This window comes from Rhizobium rosettiformans (genome assembly GCF_016806065.1).
Classification (GTDB): Bacteria; Pseudomonadota; Alphaproteobacteria; order Rhizobiales; family Rhizobiaceae; genus Allorhizobium.
In genome coordinates, this window is record NZ_CP032405.1 from 1,902,114 (window position 1) to 1,917,084 (window position 14,971).

General features: G+C 62.4%; 17 protein-coding genes. 7 read left to right on the forward strand and 10 right to left on the reverse strand.

The annotated features are described in order from the left end of the window. Window positions 1-140: 140 nt before the first annotated feature. Entirely contained in the window at window positions 141-1,013 is an 873-nt protein-coding gene (locus D4A92_RS09115; RefSeq protein ID WP_203019417.1) for a transporter substrate-binding domain-containing protein, read from the forward strand. 5 nt (window positions 1,014-1,018) lie between these two features. Here the strand turns inward: D4A92_RS09115 and D4A92_RS09120 are convergent, their stop codons facing one another. From D4A92_RS09120 to D4A92_RS09140, 5 genes are all read right to left on the reverse strand, one after another. After that, complete coding sequence (locus tag D4A92_RS09120; RefSeq protein WP_203019418.1) at window positions 1,019-1,432, reverse strand: tellurite resistance TerB family protein; 414 nt, start codon at window positions 1,430-1,432, stop codon at window positions 1,019-1,021. A gap of 54 nt (window positions 1,433-1,486) precedes the next feature. Continuing rightward, entirely contained in the window at window positions 1,487-2,218 is a 732-nt protein-coding gene (locus tag D4A92_RS09125) for a thermonuclease family protein (RefSeq protein WP_203019419.1), read from the reverse strand. A 12-nt stretch (window positions 2,219-2,230) separates the two neighbouring features. Continuing rightward, window positions 2,231-2,899, reverse strand: coding sequence for a S24 family peptidase (locus D4A92_RS09130; RefSeq protein WP_203019421.1), 669 nt, complete (start codon window positions 2,897-2,899; stop codon window positions 2,231-2,233). A 115-nt stretch (window positions 2,900-3,014) separates the two neighbouring features. Further along, the gene (locus D4A92_RS09135; protein ID WP_006727945.1) at window positions 3,015-3,662 is read right to left on the reverse strand and encodes a response regulator; all 648 of its coding nucleotides are present in this window, start codon (window positions 3,660-3,662) and stop codon (window positions 3,015-3,017) included. Between the two features lie 122 nt (window positions 3,663-3,784). Then, the gene (locus D4A92_RS09140) at window positions 3,785-4,216 is read right to left on the reverse strand and encodes a hypothetical protein (protein ID WP_203019423.1); all 432 of its coding nucleotides are present in this window, start codon (window positions 4,214-4,216) and stop codon (window positions 3,785-3,787) included. A gap of 99 nt (window positions 4,217-4,315) precedes the next feature. Between D4A92_RS09140 and D4A92_RS09145 the strand changes: the two genes are divergently transcribed. Continuing rightward, complete coding sequence (locus D4A92_RS09145) at window positions 4,316-4,672, forward strand: DUF952 domain-containing protein (protein ID WP_203019425.1); 357 nt, start codon at window positions 4,316-4,318, stop codon at window positions 4,670-4,672. Beyond that, window positions 4,672-5,760 carry a quinone-dependent dihydroorotate dehydrogenase gene (locus D4A92_RS09150; RefSeq protein ID WP_203019427.1) on the forward strand — a complete coding sequence of 363 codons (1,089 nt, stop codon included), beginning with the start codon at window positions 4,672-4,674 and terminating at the stop codon, window positions 5,758-5,760. The genes D4A92_RS09145 and D4A92_RS09150 overlap by 1 nt, the downstream gene beginning before the upstream one ends. Here D4A92_RS09150 and D4A92_RS09155 read toward each other — a convergent pair. From D4A92_RS09155 to D4A92_RS09165, 3 genes are read right to left on the reverse strand one after another with little or no spacing between them, the layout of a single operon-like run. Next, a complete protein-coding gene (locus D4A92_RS09155) occupies window positions 5,736-7,082 on the reverse strand; it encodes an MATE family efflux transporter (protein WP_203019429.1) in 1,347 nt (448 codons plus the stop codon). The genes D4A92_RS09150 and D4A92_RS09155 overlap by 25 nt on opposite strands. A 36-nt stretch (window positions 7,083-7,118) precedes the next feature. Next, entirely contained in the window at window positions 7,119-7,616 is a 498-nt protein-coding gene (locus D4A92_RS09160; protein WP_203019431.1) for a CAP domain-containing protein, read from the reverse strand. A 7-nt stretch (window positions 7,617-7,623) separates the two neighbouring features. Continuing rightward, entirely contained in the window at window positions 7,624-7,890 is a 267-nt protein-coding gene (locus D4A92_RS09165; protein ID WP_203019432.1) for a DUF6460 domain-containing protein, read from the reverse strand. Between the two features lie 167 nt (window positions 7,891-8,057). Between D4A92_RS09165 and D4A92_RS09170 the strand changes: the two genes are divergently transcribed. The 4 genes from D4A92_RS09170 (at window position 8,058) to pdeM (ending at window position 13,091) form a co-directional block, all read left to right on the forward strand. Beyond that, window positions 8,058-8,996, forward strand: a complete 939-nt coding sequence (locus D4A92_RS09170) for a methyltransferase domain-containing protein (protein ID WP_203019433.1) — start codon at window positions 8,058-8,060, stop codon at window positions 8,994-8,996. A 115-nt stretch (window positions 8,997-9,111) separates the two neighbouring features. Next, window positions 9,112-9,750 carry a YitT family protein gene (locus tag D4A92_RS09175; RefSeq protein WP_203019434.1) on the forward strand — a complete coding sequence of 213 codons (639 nt, stop codon included), beginning with the start codon at window positions 9,112-9,114 and terminating at the stop codon, window positions 9,748-9,750. Between the two features lie 48 nt (window positions 9,751-9,798). Beyond that, window positions 9,799-12,318 (forward strand): ligase-associated DNA damage response DEXH box helicase, encoded by a 2,520-nt coding sequence (locus D4A92_RS09180; RefSeq protein ID WP_203019435.1) that lies wholly within the window; start codon window positions 9,799-9,801, stop codon window positions 12,316-12,318. A 56-nt stretch (window positions 12,319-12,374) separates the two neighbouring features. Then, entirely contained in the window at window positions 12,375-13,091 is a 717-nt protein-coding gene (gene pdeM / locus D4A92_RS09185; protein WP_203019891.1) for a ligase-associated DNA damage response endonuclease PdeM, read from the forward strand. Window positions 13,092-13,094: 3 nt separating this feature from the next. Here the strand turns inward: pdeM and D4A92_RS09190 are convergent, their stop codons facing one another. Both D4A92_RS09190 and D4A92_RS09195 read right to left on the reverse strand, forming a co-directional pair. Then, entirely contained in the window at window positions 13,095-13,898 is an 804-nt protein-coding gene (locus D4A92_RS09190) for a TIGR02186 family protein (protein ID WP_203019436.1), read from the reverse strand. 1 nt (window position 13,899) lies between these two features. Next, window positions 13,900-14,817 carry a sulfite exporter TauE/SafE family protein gene (locus tag D4A92_RS09195; protein ID WP_203019437.1) on the reverse strand — a complete coding sequence of 306 codons (918 nt, stop codon included), beginning with the start codon at window positions 14,815-14,817 and terminating at the stop codon, window positions 13,900-13,902. Window positions 14,818-14,971 lie beyond the last annotated feature (154 nt).

Here is a 14,971-nt window from a genome sequence, read left to right on the forward strand (position 1 = left end):
CTCCGCTGGTCTTGCCCCCGCAATGACCCAAGGCGCGCGGCAACCATCCGCGGGCCGTATTCCCTCGTCCACACCAAGCTGCTACACGTCGTCCGGTCTGAACGACGCCCCACCCTTGACCCCGGTTGAAGATGATAGAGATGCGCGCAAAAGTTACATCCCTAGATTTTGCGGGGTTGTGGCCCTGGATCGCCGCGATTCTTCTCGTTTCGCTCATGTCCGCGCCACCTGCGCGGGCGCAGGGGATCGACCTTCCGGTCCTTTTTGATGCCCGCGAGCGGCTGGTTCGGCCGGATGTCAGCAGCGTTCTTCGGTTGCGTTTTCTGACCACCACGGATTTTCCGCCCTTCAACTTCACCGATCAGAGCGGTCGGCTAACTGGCTTCCATGTCGATCTTGCCCGCGCGCTGTGCGATGAGTTGGGCCTTCAGGCACGTTGCCAGATCCAGGCCCTGCCTTATGAGCAGCTGACGTCGGCGCTTGAAAGTGGGCAGGGGGAAGCGGTGATGGCGGGCGTCGCGGTCACGGAAGACCTGCGCGGAAAGTTCAATTTCACGCGACCCTATCTCTTGTTGCCCGCACGTTTCCTGATGCGAAACGACATTGCCCTTGCTCGTCAGGATGTCGAGGCGCTCTCCGGTCGGAAGGTTGGTGTCGTCAGGGATACCGCGCATGAAGCCATGTTGAAGGCTTTCTTTCCCGGCATCACGCCGACGACCTTCGAGGATCAGGGCGCCCTCATGACTGGACTGAAGGAGAAGGAGGTCGAAGCGGTCTTCGCGGATGCCCTACAACTGTCCTTCTGGATGATGAGCCCTGAAGCTGTCGGCTGCTGCAGCTTTCTCGATGGGCCCTATCTATCCGAGCGCCATCTCGGCGAAGGCATGACCATCATGGTCGGCGGGCAGGATGGAGCCCTTGCCGCCGCGCTTGAAAGCGCGCTTGCGGCGCTGTCAAAGGACGGGCGGCTGGAAGAAATCTATCTGCGCTATTTCCCGGTTGGGCTTTTCTGAGCCGGTCAGACCCGGCGATAGCGGGCAGAGGCGCTGCGCTCCAGGGCGGCGCAGGTGAGCTTGTCGAGCGCAAGGCGATCGCGGAGCAACTGCAGCAGGCGCATTTCCTCCGCGCGAATGGTCAGATCGACCGCGACGATTTCAACAGCCAGCGCATAGGCGGTCTCATGCAGCCATTCCGGCAGGGCGTCGCGAATGGTTTCGAGCGCGATGTCCAGACCCTCAGGCCCGGAAAGCAGGGTTGCACAGCGCTGCGACACCTCGATCAGGTGCTCCTTGTCGAAATTCTCAAAGACCGGAAGAATGTCGATCAGCTGGCCAATCCGCACGAGTTCCTTTTCGGCCATGGCATTGTCGACGGCGGACGCCATGACCATGACGAAGATCAGGGCTTCTTCCGGGGATACGGGCTTGTTCATGTAAGATGGTTTCCAGTTGCAGTGGGCAAAGAGTAGGAGGGACGGCTGGGCGTTTCAAGGGAGCGTGCCGGCGCGTTGTACGGGCTCACCAAAAAGCCCGCGTCTTGCGGCACGGGCTTCCTCGGTCAGTGCGGCGAGTGCGGAGCCCGGCTCCGCCTCTGCCCATCCGTATTTTGCAAGCCAGGAGGACACATCCTGAACGCCGACCCAGCATCGTGTGCGGATCTCGCCTTGCCATGCGGTGGCGCCGGTTTCGCAGGTGAGCGACCGGTTGCGCAGGAACTGACGCTGCTGCGTGCGCGCCATGGCGCCACAGGGCCAGACGTCGCCCTCCGCTGTAGTACAGCTGAGGTCCACAGGCGTCTCGATCAGATCGGCCAGGCGAACGTGTTGATCCGGTCCGAAGGCGACGACCCCAGCGGCGAGGCTCGACGGCCGATGCAGGAGAACCACTTTCGGTTTCGTGCGCTCGACGGCGGTGGACAAAGGTGCCCGCGCCGCCACCCGTTCGAGGTCTTGCGCGTCGGCAAAGGCCGGAGATCCGAAAGCATCCGGCTCGATGCTGCGCACCTGCCGCCTTGCTTCGATCACTGCCGGTTCTTCGACCGTGTCGTCCTGCAAGGAGCCGACATCGGGTAGGTCGAGCTCCGACGGATCGGGTACGTCTAGGTCCTCGAGATTATAGTCGACGGGATCTTCGCGGAGCGTCGCTCCGGCTGCCATCACGAGATAGGCCCACAGGAGGAGGCCGACTGCCCCGGCGATGAAGGTGCTGATCCGTCGCATAGGCGCGTTTTCCTATTGGCTAGCCCAGATGATGCGCGCTACCCATTCGACATCGCCCATGTCCAGCATGCGCGGAGGGTGGTCCGGATTGAGCGATTGCAACTCGATCGATTTCGCGCTCTGCCGTGCCAGGATCTTCGCCATGACTTCGCCTTCACGGGTCTTCACCACGACGCGGTCGCCACGTCGCACCTGGGCACCCGGCTCGACGATCAGGATGTCGCCGTCCCGGTAGAGCGGCTTCATGCTTTCGCCCTGGACCTCCAGCGCATAGACCCCATTGTTGCGGCCCGGGGCTGCCGGGAACTCGACGAGATCCCAGCCCTGACCGGCCGGAAAGCCGCCATCGTCGAAAAAGCCGCCGGCACCTGCCTGTGCCATGCCGAGCAGGGGGATCGAGCTTGCCTGCGGCGGAAATGTCCCCTGCGGCAGCGGGCTGCCGCGCAAGGCGTCGGGCGAGACATAACGCATGAACTGGTCGAGGCTGGCGCCGGTCGCTTCCAGCACCTTGGCGATGGATTCGGTCGAGGGCCAGCGCATCCGGCCATCGGCCCCGATACGCTTGGATTTGTTGAAGGAGGTGGGGTCGAGGCCTGCACGGCGCGCAAGACCCGATGGCGTCAGCGAATGCTGCTCCGCCAGCCGATCGATCGCGGCCCATATGCTGTCATGCGAAAGCATGTTCGCGCCTCTTCAGCGCCGGAACACTTCGGATCCCCGGTCCGGCAATGGCGAAAACAATAGATCAGCAAAGGCCGATAGTAAAGCAAAAAGGAATAAAATCCTCTTGCTTGCCTCAGGCGACCATGGCCATGTTGATCTTGCCAAGCTGGATCACGGCCTGGGTGCGGCTGTCCACCTTGAGCTTCAACAGGATCGCCGAGACATGCGCCTTGATCGTCGCTTCCGACACGCCGAGTTCATAGGCAATCTGCTTGTTGAGCAGGCCTTCGCCGAGCATGCCGAGCACACGGCTTTGCTGCGGCGTAAGTGTGCGCAGCCGGTTGATGAGATCGGCCACGTCGGGATCCGTTTCCTGCCCGCCCTGATAGCTTGCCGGCGTGGCGATATCGCCTTCCAGCACCGACTGGATCGCTGAGCGGATATCGTCGATCCCCGCCGACTTTGAGATGAAGCCGGAGGCCCCGAGCTCGAGCGCCCGGCGGATGGTGACCGGATCGTCGGTGGCGGAGACGATGACCAGCGGCAGGCTCGCAAATTCGGCGCGCAGCGCCATCAATCCGGAAAAACCGGAGACGCCGGGCATGGCGAGATCGAGCAGCATGAGGTCTGCATCCGAATGCTCGGCGGCCGCCTTGCGGGCAGCTTCGAAGTCGCCAGCCTCGATGATGGTTTGCGTGCCGTCGATGCCGGTCACGGCCTGGCGCAGGGCGCCCCGGAACAGCGGATGGTCGTCTGCGATGATGAAGGTCGATGCAGCCATGTCACAGCCCCCTCCCAAGAGCGATGTCATTTTGCGCGCGAATGCGTTTCATTCTTTTAGCGCCTGACGGCGCACTAGACAATGGTCGTGCAACGAATGGGTGAACAAGGCCTGTTTTGCGATCAGGTTCGGTCCGGAACGGGGTCGCCTGGCTTACCCTGCTCCTCCCCTTGGAATTCCTGCACCAGCCCGAAGAAAGCCCGCATGAAGCGCTCCATGATGCCGATCGAGCGGTCGATCTCCGCGTCGCTCGGAAGCTCGCCGCTTTTGGCAGCCATACCTTCGGTTAACTGTTTTTCCAGCGCTTCGACCCGTTTTTCCAGCCGGTCGAGATCCGCGTCGTAAGCGGCCCGTTCGTCTGCCGCCATCCGGCAAGTGAGCGTGCCCTCGGCTTCGGTGCAGAGTGTCACGGCCCCTGTCTGCCGATCGAGCCGCACGAAACCGTTGTCCGATTTTTCCAGCGTGAAGCGGTCGGTGGCAACATCCTGCGCCATGGCGAAGGAAGCGCCGAGCGAGAGCGCCGCCAGTGTGAGAACTGTCTTGCCGATGGACATCTTGTCTCTCCTCCTGTCGTCCGTATCTCCCGGCGTGGACATTTGGCCGCGTTTGCGGCAAACCCGCCTCGACCATCATGATCTTGGAGAGACCGAACCTTGGACAAGACCATATATAAGATCGTGCCGCGAGAATTATGGCAGGAGGCACGCGACGCGGGCTTTTTCAAAGGCGCGCCCATCGATCTCAAGGACGGCTACATCCATTTTTCGACAGGAGCCCAGGCGGTGGAGACCGCGCGTCTGCATTTTGCCGGACAGTCCGATCTGCTGCTCGTCGCGGTCGATGCAACTGTCTTCGGCGAGGCCCTGAAATGGGAGGCCTCCCGCGGAGGAGACCTTTTCCCCCATCTTTACGCCGACTTGCCGCTCGACGCCGTGCTCTGGGAAAAGCCCTTGGCCCTCGGTGGTGACGGACTGCATGTATTCCCTGATATCGATGCGGAGAACCGCTGATGCTCGACCTCTTCTCCCTCGGCCGTCGCGGCCTTTTTCTCTTCGATGCGGAAACGGCCCATGGTCTGTCGATCGCGGCCCTGAAAACCGGCCTCGTCCCGACCTGCAAGTCCGCCGCGGATCCGCGTCTTGCCCAGACGGTTGCCGGCATCCGCTTCCCGAACCCGCTCGGCATGGCGGCCGGTTACGACAAGAATGCCGAGGTGCTGGATGCACTGCTGTCGCTCGGTTTCGGTTTTGCCGAAGTCGGCACGCTGACGCCCAAGCCTCAGACCGGCAATCCGAAGCCGCGCATTTTCCGCCTGGAACGCGACCGCGCGGTCATCAACCGCCTCGGCTTCAACAACGAGGGGCATGAGGCGGCGCTGGCCCGGCTCATCGCCCGTGGCAACCGCGCAGGGATCGTCGGTGTGAACATCGGCGCCAACAAGGATGCCACGGACCGGATTGCCGACTACGTCGCCGGCATTCGTCGCTTCTATCCCGTGGCCACCTATTTCACCGCCAATATCTCCTCGCCCAACACCCCGGGTCTGCGTGACCTGCAGGCCAAGGAAAGCTTGGATGCGCTCCTGTCTGCCGTACTCGCCGCGCGTTCGGAAGAAAGTCTGCGGGCCGGCAAGCGCCTCCCGGTTTTCCTGAAGATCGCCCCGGACCTGACGGAAGAAGGCATGGACGACATCGCCGAGGTCGCCGCCGCCCATGATCTCGACGGGCTCATCGTCTCCAACACCACGCTGTCACGCGATGGCCTGACGGACCCGACTCTGGCAGGGGAAGCCGGCGGCCTCTCTGGCGCACCTCTGTTTGACAAGTCGACCGCCGTTCTCGCCCGTATGCGAAAGCGCGTTGGTCCGGCCCTGCCGATCATCGGGGTCGGCGGCGTGTCCTCGGCCGAAACCGCGCTGGAGAAAATCCGCGCAGGCGCGGATCTGGTGCAGCTCTATTCCTGCATGGTCTATGACGGACCGGCGCTGCCAGGACGGATCGTCCGGGGCCTGTCGTCGCTGCTCGATCGTGAAACGGTCGCCAATATCAGCGAATTGCGCGACACCAGGCTCGATCACTGGCTTTCGGTGAAGGTCTGATCGGTCTTCGGCTTCAGTCTGGCGAGAAGCAGCAGACCGCGTAGACCGAGAAACACATTGAGCGCGATCCAGAGTCCGTGGTTGGAAAACAGGGGCACGAGCACGGCGACCGTCGCAAGATAGCCGGCAAGCGCGACGAGCATCATGTTGCGCATGTCGGATGACCATGTCGCACCGATGAAGACGCCGTCCATGTGAAAGGCGAGTGCCCCGGTCAGCGCGGTCAGCGCCGCATAGATCAGATAGGTCTCTGCAACGCTGCGGACATCGCCGGCCGTGGTGATGAAGCCGATGATCGCGGACCCGAAGACCAGGAAGAAGGCAAGGCTCGCCAGAGCCAGGCCGAAGGACCAGACCCCAGTCAGTTTCACGGCACGCTCGAAGGCGCGCCGCTGTTTGGCGCCGATCGTTTCCCCCGTGATCTGCTCTGCCGCCGTTGCCATGCCATCGAGATAGAAGCTGGCGATCATGAAGAAGTTCATCAGAACGGCATTGGCCGCGAGCGTCACGGCGCCGAAACCCGCCCCGATGCGGGTCATGACGGTAAAGGCAGTGATCAGCGAGAAAGTCCGGATCAGGATGTCCCGATTGAGCCGGAACAGCGCCATCAGCTTGGCGCGGTCGTTGATCATCGAGACCTGCGGAACGGCGGCCCGCCCGTAGCGCCAGAAGACGAAGGCGAAGCCGGCGATCATGGCGACGAACTCGCCGATGACAGTGCCCCAGGCAACGCCGGCAATCCCGTATCCGAATGTCAGACCAAGCAGGATGGACATGGCGATGTTGACGCCGTTCAAGAGGATCTGCAGCGCAAGCCCGACAGAGCCGAGCCCGCGCCCGAGCACGAAGCCGAGCAGGGTGAAGTTGCTGAGCGTCAAGGGAGCCGCCAGAATGCGGATGCCGATATAGGTCGCGGCAGCTGCTTGAACGTCCCCATCGGCACCCATCAGCGCGGGGCCAAAGCCGACGATGACCGGAGAGGCGGCAAGGATCAGCAAGCCGAAACCAAGCGACAAGACGATCGAGCGCCAAAAGACGGCGAAGAGTTCAGATGGCTCCCCGCGTCCTTGCGCCTGGGCGACGAGGGCCGTCGTCGAGGCTCTCAGAAAATTCAAGGAGGCGAAGAGAAGGTCGAAGAGAGCTGCAGCAATCGCGAGCCCTGCCAGTTGGGCCGCATCGCCGCTGCGTCCGACGACGGCGGTATCGGTGAGCCCCAGAAGCGGTGTAGTGACGAAACCGAGGGTCATCGGTACTGCGATCGCAAGCACGCTGCGATGGCTGACCTCGATGGTCCGGGTGATGGGAGAAGATGGGCTATGCATGGATCGCTCCGGTGGGGACCAGAGCGACAGAATCACTCAGGCCGAGAGTACCATGGCCCAGTAGGGGCGGTTGCTGGAAGCGGAATCCCAGGCGACGGCGACGCCGAGCCCGTTGAAGCTGCCGGTCATGTTGTCGAGGTGCCGCTTGGAGTCGATCCAAGCCTGCACGGCACGCTCGACGCTATCCTGGCCCGCCGCGATGTTTTCGGCCGCCGGCAAGGGTACGCCATGTCCCTTCATGCGGGCGCCGAAACTGTCGTTGAAGCCGATCAGATGCGACATCTCGCCGGCGCGTGCCATGCGTTTTGCCTGGGCGATGGCCGCCACTTCCGCGGGACGACTGCGGGAGAGGGAGGAGAGGCCACGCGATTGCCGAAGCCGGTTGACCATCGGCAATGCGGCGGCCGTCTCAGCCCGGGACTGGCCGTCGTCGGGATTGAGGATGTCGGAGGAGCGGCAGCCGGCGATCGCTGCCGTCAACATGCCGGCCGAGATCAGGATCAGCCGGCGGCGGTGCAAGACAGGCTCGGCCATGACGCCCTCAGCTCCGTGATGCAAAGAGGCGGAGCAGGATGAAGGCGGGAATGACGATCGTCGCGCCAATCAGCAGATACTGTCCAACCCGTCCGAGTGCGTCGAAGCCGGTATACCAGAGGTCGATGATGAAGAACCGGATGCCCTCGAGAAGATCCATCGGATCAAGCCCGAAGATCGACATCACAAAGCCAACGATGAGCGAAACGACGATCAGCTTGACGATCGTGCGGCCCGGCGTGTCGCCGAGAAATCGATTGAGGCCATCAGCCATGCGTGTCTCCTGTTGTCGTTCGCTGATATGGGCCCGGTCGGCCCGCCCTGCAAGCTGGCAAAGCAGCGGCTTGCGATAGGACTTGAGTTTTTTCTGGGGATCGGTCAAGACCGCGCGCCCGCTCCATGCTGGATCACCCCATGCTGGCAGGCGCAAGGATCTCTTCGATGCACCCCACCCAGTTCTCGTCCGGCGACGTCATCGCCGACCGCCGTGCCGACTATGCGCGCATGCTCGCTGAGAATGGCGAACATGAGGCAGCAGTCGAATTGATGGAACAGGCCTTGGAACTGGTGCCGGACTGGCCGGCCGGTCTGTTGCGTCTTGCGGATTATGCGGAAAAGGCCGAGCAGGCAGAAAAGGCGATCCCGGCACTCCGCCGACTGCTCGTGCTCGACCCGGAAGATCTGTTCGGCGCGCAGTTGAAACTGGCTCTGCTCGGGGCCGAAGATATTCCAGACCAGCCACCGTCTCGCTATGTCGAGGCGCTTTTCGATGACTATGCCGATCGTTTCGATACCGCGCTTGTCGAGAAGCTGGATTATTCGGTTCCGGCCAAGCTCGCCCGGCTGATCGTCGAGCATAATGACAGGCGCTTCGATCTGGCTGTCGACCTTGGCTGCGGCACGGGACTTTTCGGCGCCGAGATCCGCGACAGAGTGAGCCGCTTGGAAGGCTTCGACCTCTCGGCCAACATGCTCGCCAAGGCGGAGGAAAAGGAACTCTACGATTTCCTGGCGAAGGCCGATCTGTCGCTCGAGGCGACGGAGTCAGGCCTGTTCGATGATGGCCTCGCAGAAAATCGTGCCGATCTCGTCTCCGCGGCTGACGTGCTGATGTATCTGGGTGACCTCGCCAACGCTTTTGCGCTTGCAGCGCAGCTTCTGAAACCGGGCTCGCTCTTCGCTTTCTCGATTGAAGACGCAGGCGACGGCGACGGTTTTCTCCTGGCGCCGAGCCTGCGTTATGCCCATACCGAGCAGCATGTGAGACAGCGTCTCGATGAAAACGGCTTTGACCTCGTGAAGCTCCTGCACACGACCATTCGCATGGATGGCGGAAAACCAGTCTCCGGCATACTGTTTCTTGCTGACCGGAAGGCCTGACGAGCAGCTTTCTTGCGATTTGCGCGATAGGTCAGTTTTGCTGACCTATCCTCCTTGTTTCCCAGGGGATCTCGGGTACAATTTGTACTTGGGAGGTCAAGGTCTGGAGAGCAAGATGGCGCCGTTGACGAGCATGCTGGGAATCTGGAATTCGAACCCGACACGCCACACGCCGGCGGAAGATCTGCAGGGCATCTTGGCCGGCAGCCTGATCGCCGCACTCGGCCTTTACTTCCTCGCCCAGGTCGGACTTCTGACCGGTGGCATGGCCGGCCTCGCCTTCGTCCTGCATTACTGGAGCGGCTGGAGCTTCGGTCTGTTGTTCTTCCTGCTCAATCTGCCCTTTTACATCCTGTCGCTGCGTCGCGTTGGTCTCGATTTTACCATCAAGACCTTTGTTGCCGTAGGGCTCACTTCCTTCATCGTCGAAATCGAGAGCCGCTTCCTGGTGATAGAGAGCATCGCCCCGATCTGGGCGGCAATTCTCGGCGGCCTGCTGCTCGGCTTCGGCCTTTTGGCTCTCTACCGTCACCGGGCCAGCCTTGGCGGCCTGGGCATTCTCGCCGTCTACATCCAGGACCGCTTCGGCATCCGCGCCGGCCTCGTCCAGCTTGCCTTCGACCTCTGCGTCATGGCGCTCGCCTTTGCCGTCGTCAGCCCCTCCGTGGTGCTCTATTCGGTCATCGGCGCCGTGGTGTTGAACCTCTTCCTCGCGATCAACCACCGCTCGGATCGGTATATCGCGCTGCGTTGAGCGCTTTTCGGCCCTTCTCTTTCCCCGCTCGTCCACTACCTTGGGGCAGTGAAGACAGCTGATTCCGCCCTTGCCCTTCTGCCTGCCCCCTTCCTCCGCTGGTTCGGCGAAAAGGGCTGGCAGCCGCGTGACCATCAGCTGGAACTGCTGGCCCGGGCGAGATCCGGCGAGAATGGCGGCGAGAGCCTGCTGCTGATCGCCCCGACCGGTGCGGGCAAGACGCTTGCTGGCTTTCTGCCGTCGCTGACGGAACTGACCGAGCGTGGCCGCAAGAAGCCGGGCGAGGCCTTCACCGGGATCCACACGCTCTACATCTCGCCGCTCAAGGCGCTCGCCGTCGATATCGAGCGAAACCTGATGAAGCCCGTCACCGAGATGGGGCTCCCGATCACCATCGAGAACCGCACCGGCGATACTCCGGCTCACAAGCGTCAGCGGCAGAAGACCAATCCGCCGGATATCCTCCTGACGACGCCAGAGCAGGTGGCGCTGCTCATCTCCCACTCGGACGCGGCGCGCTTCTTCAAGGACCTGCGCTACGTCATCTTCGACGAACTGCATTCGCTGGTGACCTCGAAGCGCGGCCATCTGCTGTCGCTTGGTCTCACGCGGCTGAGGAAACTCTCCCCTGGTCTCAAGACCATTGGCCTTTCTGCGACTGTCGCCCAGCCGATGGATCTGCGACGCTGGCTTGTGGCGCAGCCGGATAAGGGCGAGGCGGCGGCCGGTCTGATCACGGTCGATGGCGGTGCGCGACCGAACATCACCATCCTGCAGACGGAGGATCGCATTCCCTGGTCAGGGCACAAGGCACACTATGCCATCCCCGAGGTCTACAAGGTCCTCAACGACTTTCAGACGACGCTGCTTTTCGTCAACACGCGCTCCCAAGCGGAAATGCTCTTCCAGGAACTCTGGACGGTCAATGACGACAACCTGCCGATAGCCCTGCACCACGGCTCGCTCGACGTCTCCCAGCGCCGCAAGGTGGAGGCCGCCATGGCCGAAAACCGGCTGCGCGCGGTCGTCGCGACCTCGACCCTCGACCTCGGCATCGACTGGGGTGACGTCGATCTCGTCATCCATGTCGGTGCGCCCAAGGGCGCATCGCGCCTTGCCCAGCGCATAGGTCGCGCCAATCACCGCATGGACGAGCCGTCCCGCGCCATTCTCGTGCCGGCCAACCGCTTTGAGGTGATGGAGTGTCAGGCGGCACTCGATGCCAACTATATCGGTGCCCAGGACACCCCGCCGGTCGGCGAGGGTTCACTCGACGTGCTGGCCCAGCATGTGCTCGGCATGGCCTGCGCCGATGCCTTCGATGAGGAGGAGCTCTACCGCGAGGTGACGACGGCGCTTCCCTATGCAGCGCTGCCACGCGAGACCTTCGCCCGCATCGTCGATTTCGTCGCGACCGGCGGCTATGCGCTTCGGACCTACGAGCGCTACGCCCGCATTCGCCGCCGCAAGGACGGCTTATGGCGCGTGTCCAATCCGCAGGTCGCCCAGCAGTATCGCCTCAACCTCGGCACCATCGTCGAGATGCCGATGCTCAATGTCCGGCTGGTCAAGCGCAACCATCTGGGCTCGATCGGTCGCGGCGGCATGACGCTCGGCAAGGTCGAGGAATATTTCTTCGAACAACTGACCCAGGGCGATACCTTCCTCTTCTCGGGCAAGGTGCTGCGCTTCGAAGGCATCAGAGACAACGAATGCCTCGTCTCCAACGCCTTTTCGATGGATCCGAAAATCCCGGCCTATGCCGGCGGCAAGTTCCCGCTCTCGACCTATCTCGCCGAACAAGTTCGTGCCATGCTCGACGATCCCGCCCGCCGGACCGGTCTGCCGGATCAGGTGCGCGACTGGCTGTCGCTGCAGGCGGAGAAGTCTGTTCTGCCCAAGCGCGGTGATCTCCTGATCGAGACCTTCCCGCGCGGCGAGCGCTTCTACATGGTCATCTATGCCTTCGAGGGAAGGCTGGCGCATCAGACGCTCGGCATGCTGCTCACCCGTCGGCTGGAGCGCATGCGCGCCAAGCCGCTGGGCTTCGTGGCGACCGACTATGCGCTCGCGATCTGGGCCTTGGAGGACATGGGCTCGCTGATCGCGCGGGGAGCACTCAGCCTCGCAGAACTCTTCGACCAGGACATGCTGGGAGACGATCTCGAAACCTGGCTCGACGAGAGCTTCATGCTGAAGCGCACCTTCCGCAATTGCGCGGTGATCGCCGGCCTGATCGAGCAGCGCCATCCGGGCAAGGAAAAGTCCGGGCGCCAAGTGACTGTGTCCTCGGACCTGATCTACGACGTGCTGCGCAGCCACGAGCCCGATCATATCCTCATGCAGGCAACGCGACAGGATGCCGCCGCCGGACTTTTGGACATTGCCCGCCTTGCCGATATGCTGGAGCGAATCAAGGGGCACATCCTGCACAAGCGCCTGACGCAGATCTCGCCGCTCGCCGTGCCGGTCATGCTGGAGATCGGCAAGGAGCCGGTAGCGGGCGAAGCCCAGGAGCATGTGCTGTCCATGGCGGCGGAAGATCTGATCGCCGAAGCCATGGCATGAATCATGCGGAGCGGCTATGACGAGCCTTGATGCTGCGGAATGAAGACATGACGGGTATGACGGCAAGGCGCCTCGCGCCAACAGAGACACTGGAAACGATGGCCGAGATTGCGCTTTCGGGCGTAGCCGCGGTCTGTGATCTGACCGGCGCCATGTATCTGCCCGACCACCGGACCCTCGTGGTCTCCGACCTGCATCTCGAAAAGGGCGCCGCCTTTGCGCGGCGCGGCCAACTGCTGCCACCTTACGACACGCTGGCAACGCTTCGTCTGCTCGAGAACGTGGTGAACCGCTATCAGCCGGCGACGATCATCAGCCTCGGCGACAATTTCCATGACCGCGTCGGTTCGGCCCTGATGCCGCTGGTGTTTCGCGAGATGATCCATGGTCTGGTCGCCGGACGTGAGATCGTGTGGATCAACGGCAACCATGATCCTGATGGCACGACGGCTTTGCCGGGCGTGTCGATGGATGAGTTTTCGCTCGCAGGCCTCACCTTCCGCCACGAGCCTTCGCTCGCCCATGGCAAGGGCGAGGTGGCGGGCCACCTGCATCCTTCGGCCACAGTCCGCCGCCGGGAGAAATCGGTCCGCCGTCCATGCTTTGCGACAGATGGCCTGCGCATGGTGATGCCGTCCTTTGGCGTCACCACCGGCGGCCTCGATCTGCGCCACAAAGCTTTCACTGGCCTCTTCGCCCGTACCGACCTGATCGCCCACCTGCTCGGCCGCGACCGGATCTATTCGGTTCGCTATGGCAATCTGCTGGGTTGAACCTCAATCCTTCCGGAAGATCAGACTCGCTGCCCAGCCCGTGATCAAGGCCAGCAGCACGGCAAACGTGCCATAGGCCAGCGGCTGCTGGTGAGCAGCTTCTGTTATCGCTTCTTCCAGACCCGTCTTGATGACGCGCAACGGCAATTCCCTCTCCCCGATGAACTCGCCCGACTTGAACAGGTAGGCATGCACCGTATGAACGCCATTGGGGATATTGGCGGGTAGCCGCAACCTCGCCTGAAACAGGCTCGATGACACGAAGCGCACGCCGCCTGTGTCGCGCTGGTAGAGGCCGCCATTCTGTTTCAGCCTGCGGAATGCCTCGCGAAACTCGCGGAGGTTCGCGGAATTGCTGATGAAACCGGTGGGCGTCAGCGCGAGGTGATCGATGCCGATGCCGAGCGAAGTCAGAACCCCGTCCTCCGCGATCTCTTCCACCGGCCGGGTGCTTGCCAAGGAATAAGAGATCGGCATTCGCTCGAAGGTCAGCGACGTCCGATTGACCCAGATCCCGAACAGCCGCTCCTTGCGGCGCACGGTTGTCCAGTCACGTGGCCCTTCCAGGGTCACAACGATATCATATTGCCCGATGGCAAGAAGCAGTTGGTCGGTGTTTGTGAGTGCGCCAAAGACGGTGAGATCAGCGCCAGAAAAGTCCGAGGTGATCGCGATCTCGCTGGTCGAGATGCCGATCTCAAGGCCTTCGCGTTCCGCAAGCTGCGTCGTTAGCGGATCCTGGGCCGCCGCCGGGGTCGAGCAAGCGGTGAGGGTAGCCAGGGCGAGAGCGAGAAAAGCTGCCTTCATCTCAGCCTCCGATCGCCAGCGAGTAGATGTCGTCGGGCGTCACGACCAGTTCGACCGCGAGACGCACACCGACCGCGAGCACGAGAAGCCCGAGCAACGCGCGCAACTGTTCACCGCGCAGCTTCTGGCCGACACGCACGCCATATTGCGCGCCAATCACGCCGGCCACCATCAGGATGAAAGCGAGTACGATGTCGACGGAATAGTTCGTCGCCGCCTGGACGATCGTCGTATAGGCGGTGGTGAAGATGATCTGGAAGAGCGAGGTCCCGACGACCACGTTGGTCGGGATGCGGAGCAGGTAGATCATGGCCGGGACCATGATGAAGCCGCCGCCGACGCCCATGACCGAGGTCAGGATGCCGATGCCGAAACCGAGTGCAAGAATTGGGATGACGCTCAGATAGATTTTCGATTTCTTGAAGCGCATCTTGAAGGGCAGGCGATGCACCCAATTATGCTGCCCTGGCCGCTTCAGCGGGACGGCTTCGTTGCGGGCGGCCCGGCGAAGCGCCCGCAGGCTCTCCGCCAGCATCAGCCCGCCGACGGTTCCGAGGAAGATCACGTAGAGCAACGAGATGATTAGATCGAGCTGGCCGAGACGCCTGAGCCACGAGAAAATGAAGACACCGATCGTCGCGCCGACGAGACCGCCTATCAACAGGACCGTTCCGAGTTTCATATCCAGCGAGCCACGCCGGAAATGCGAGATGGCGCCCGATACGGAGGAAGCGACGACCTGGTTGGCGCCGGTCGCAACGGCGACGACAGGAGGAATGTTGTAGAAGATCAGGAGTGGCGTAATCAGGAAGCCACCGCCAACGCCGAACATGCCCGAGAGGAAGCCGACAGCCGCGCCCATTCCAAGAATGATGAACACGTTGACCGACAACTCGGCGATCGGCAGATAGATCGTCACGTCAGGACCTCAAATGCGGGAAGCCGCGCGTTGGCGCGCGGTCACGTCAGGGCATTCAGCCCCTCGTTCTCTCTCATGCTGGATAGGCGCAAGTCCTTGATCGGACTTGCTCCCCTTTGAATTCTTTTCTGCGCCTCAAGGCCATCCAAGTCAA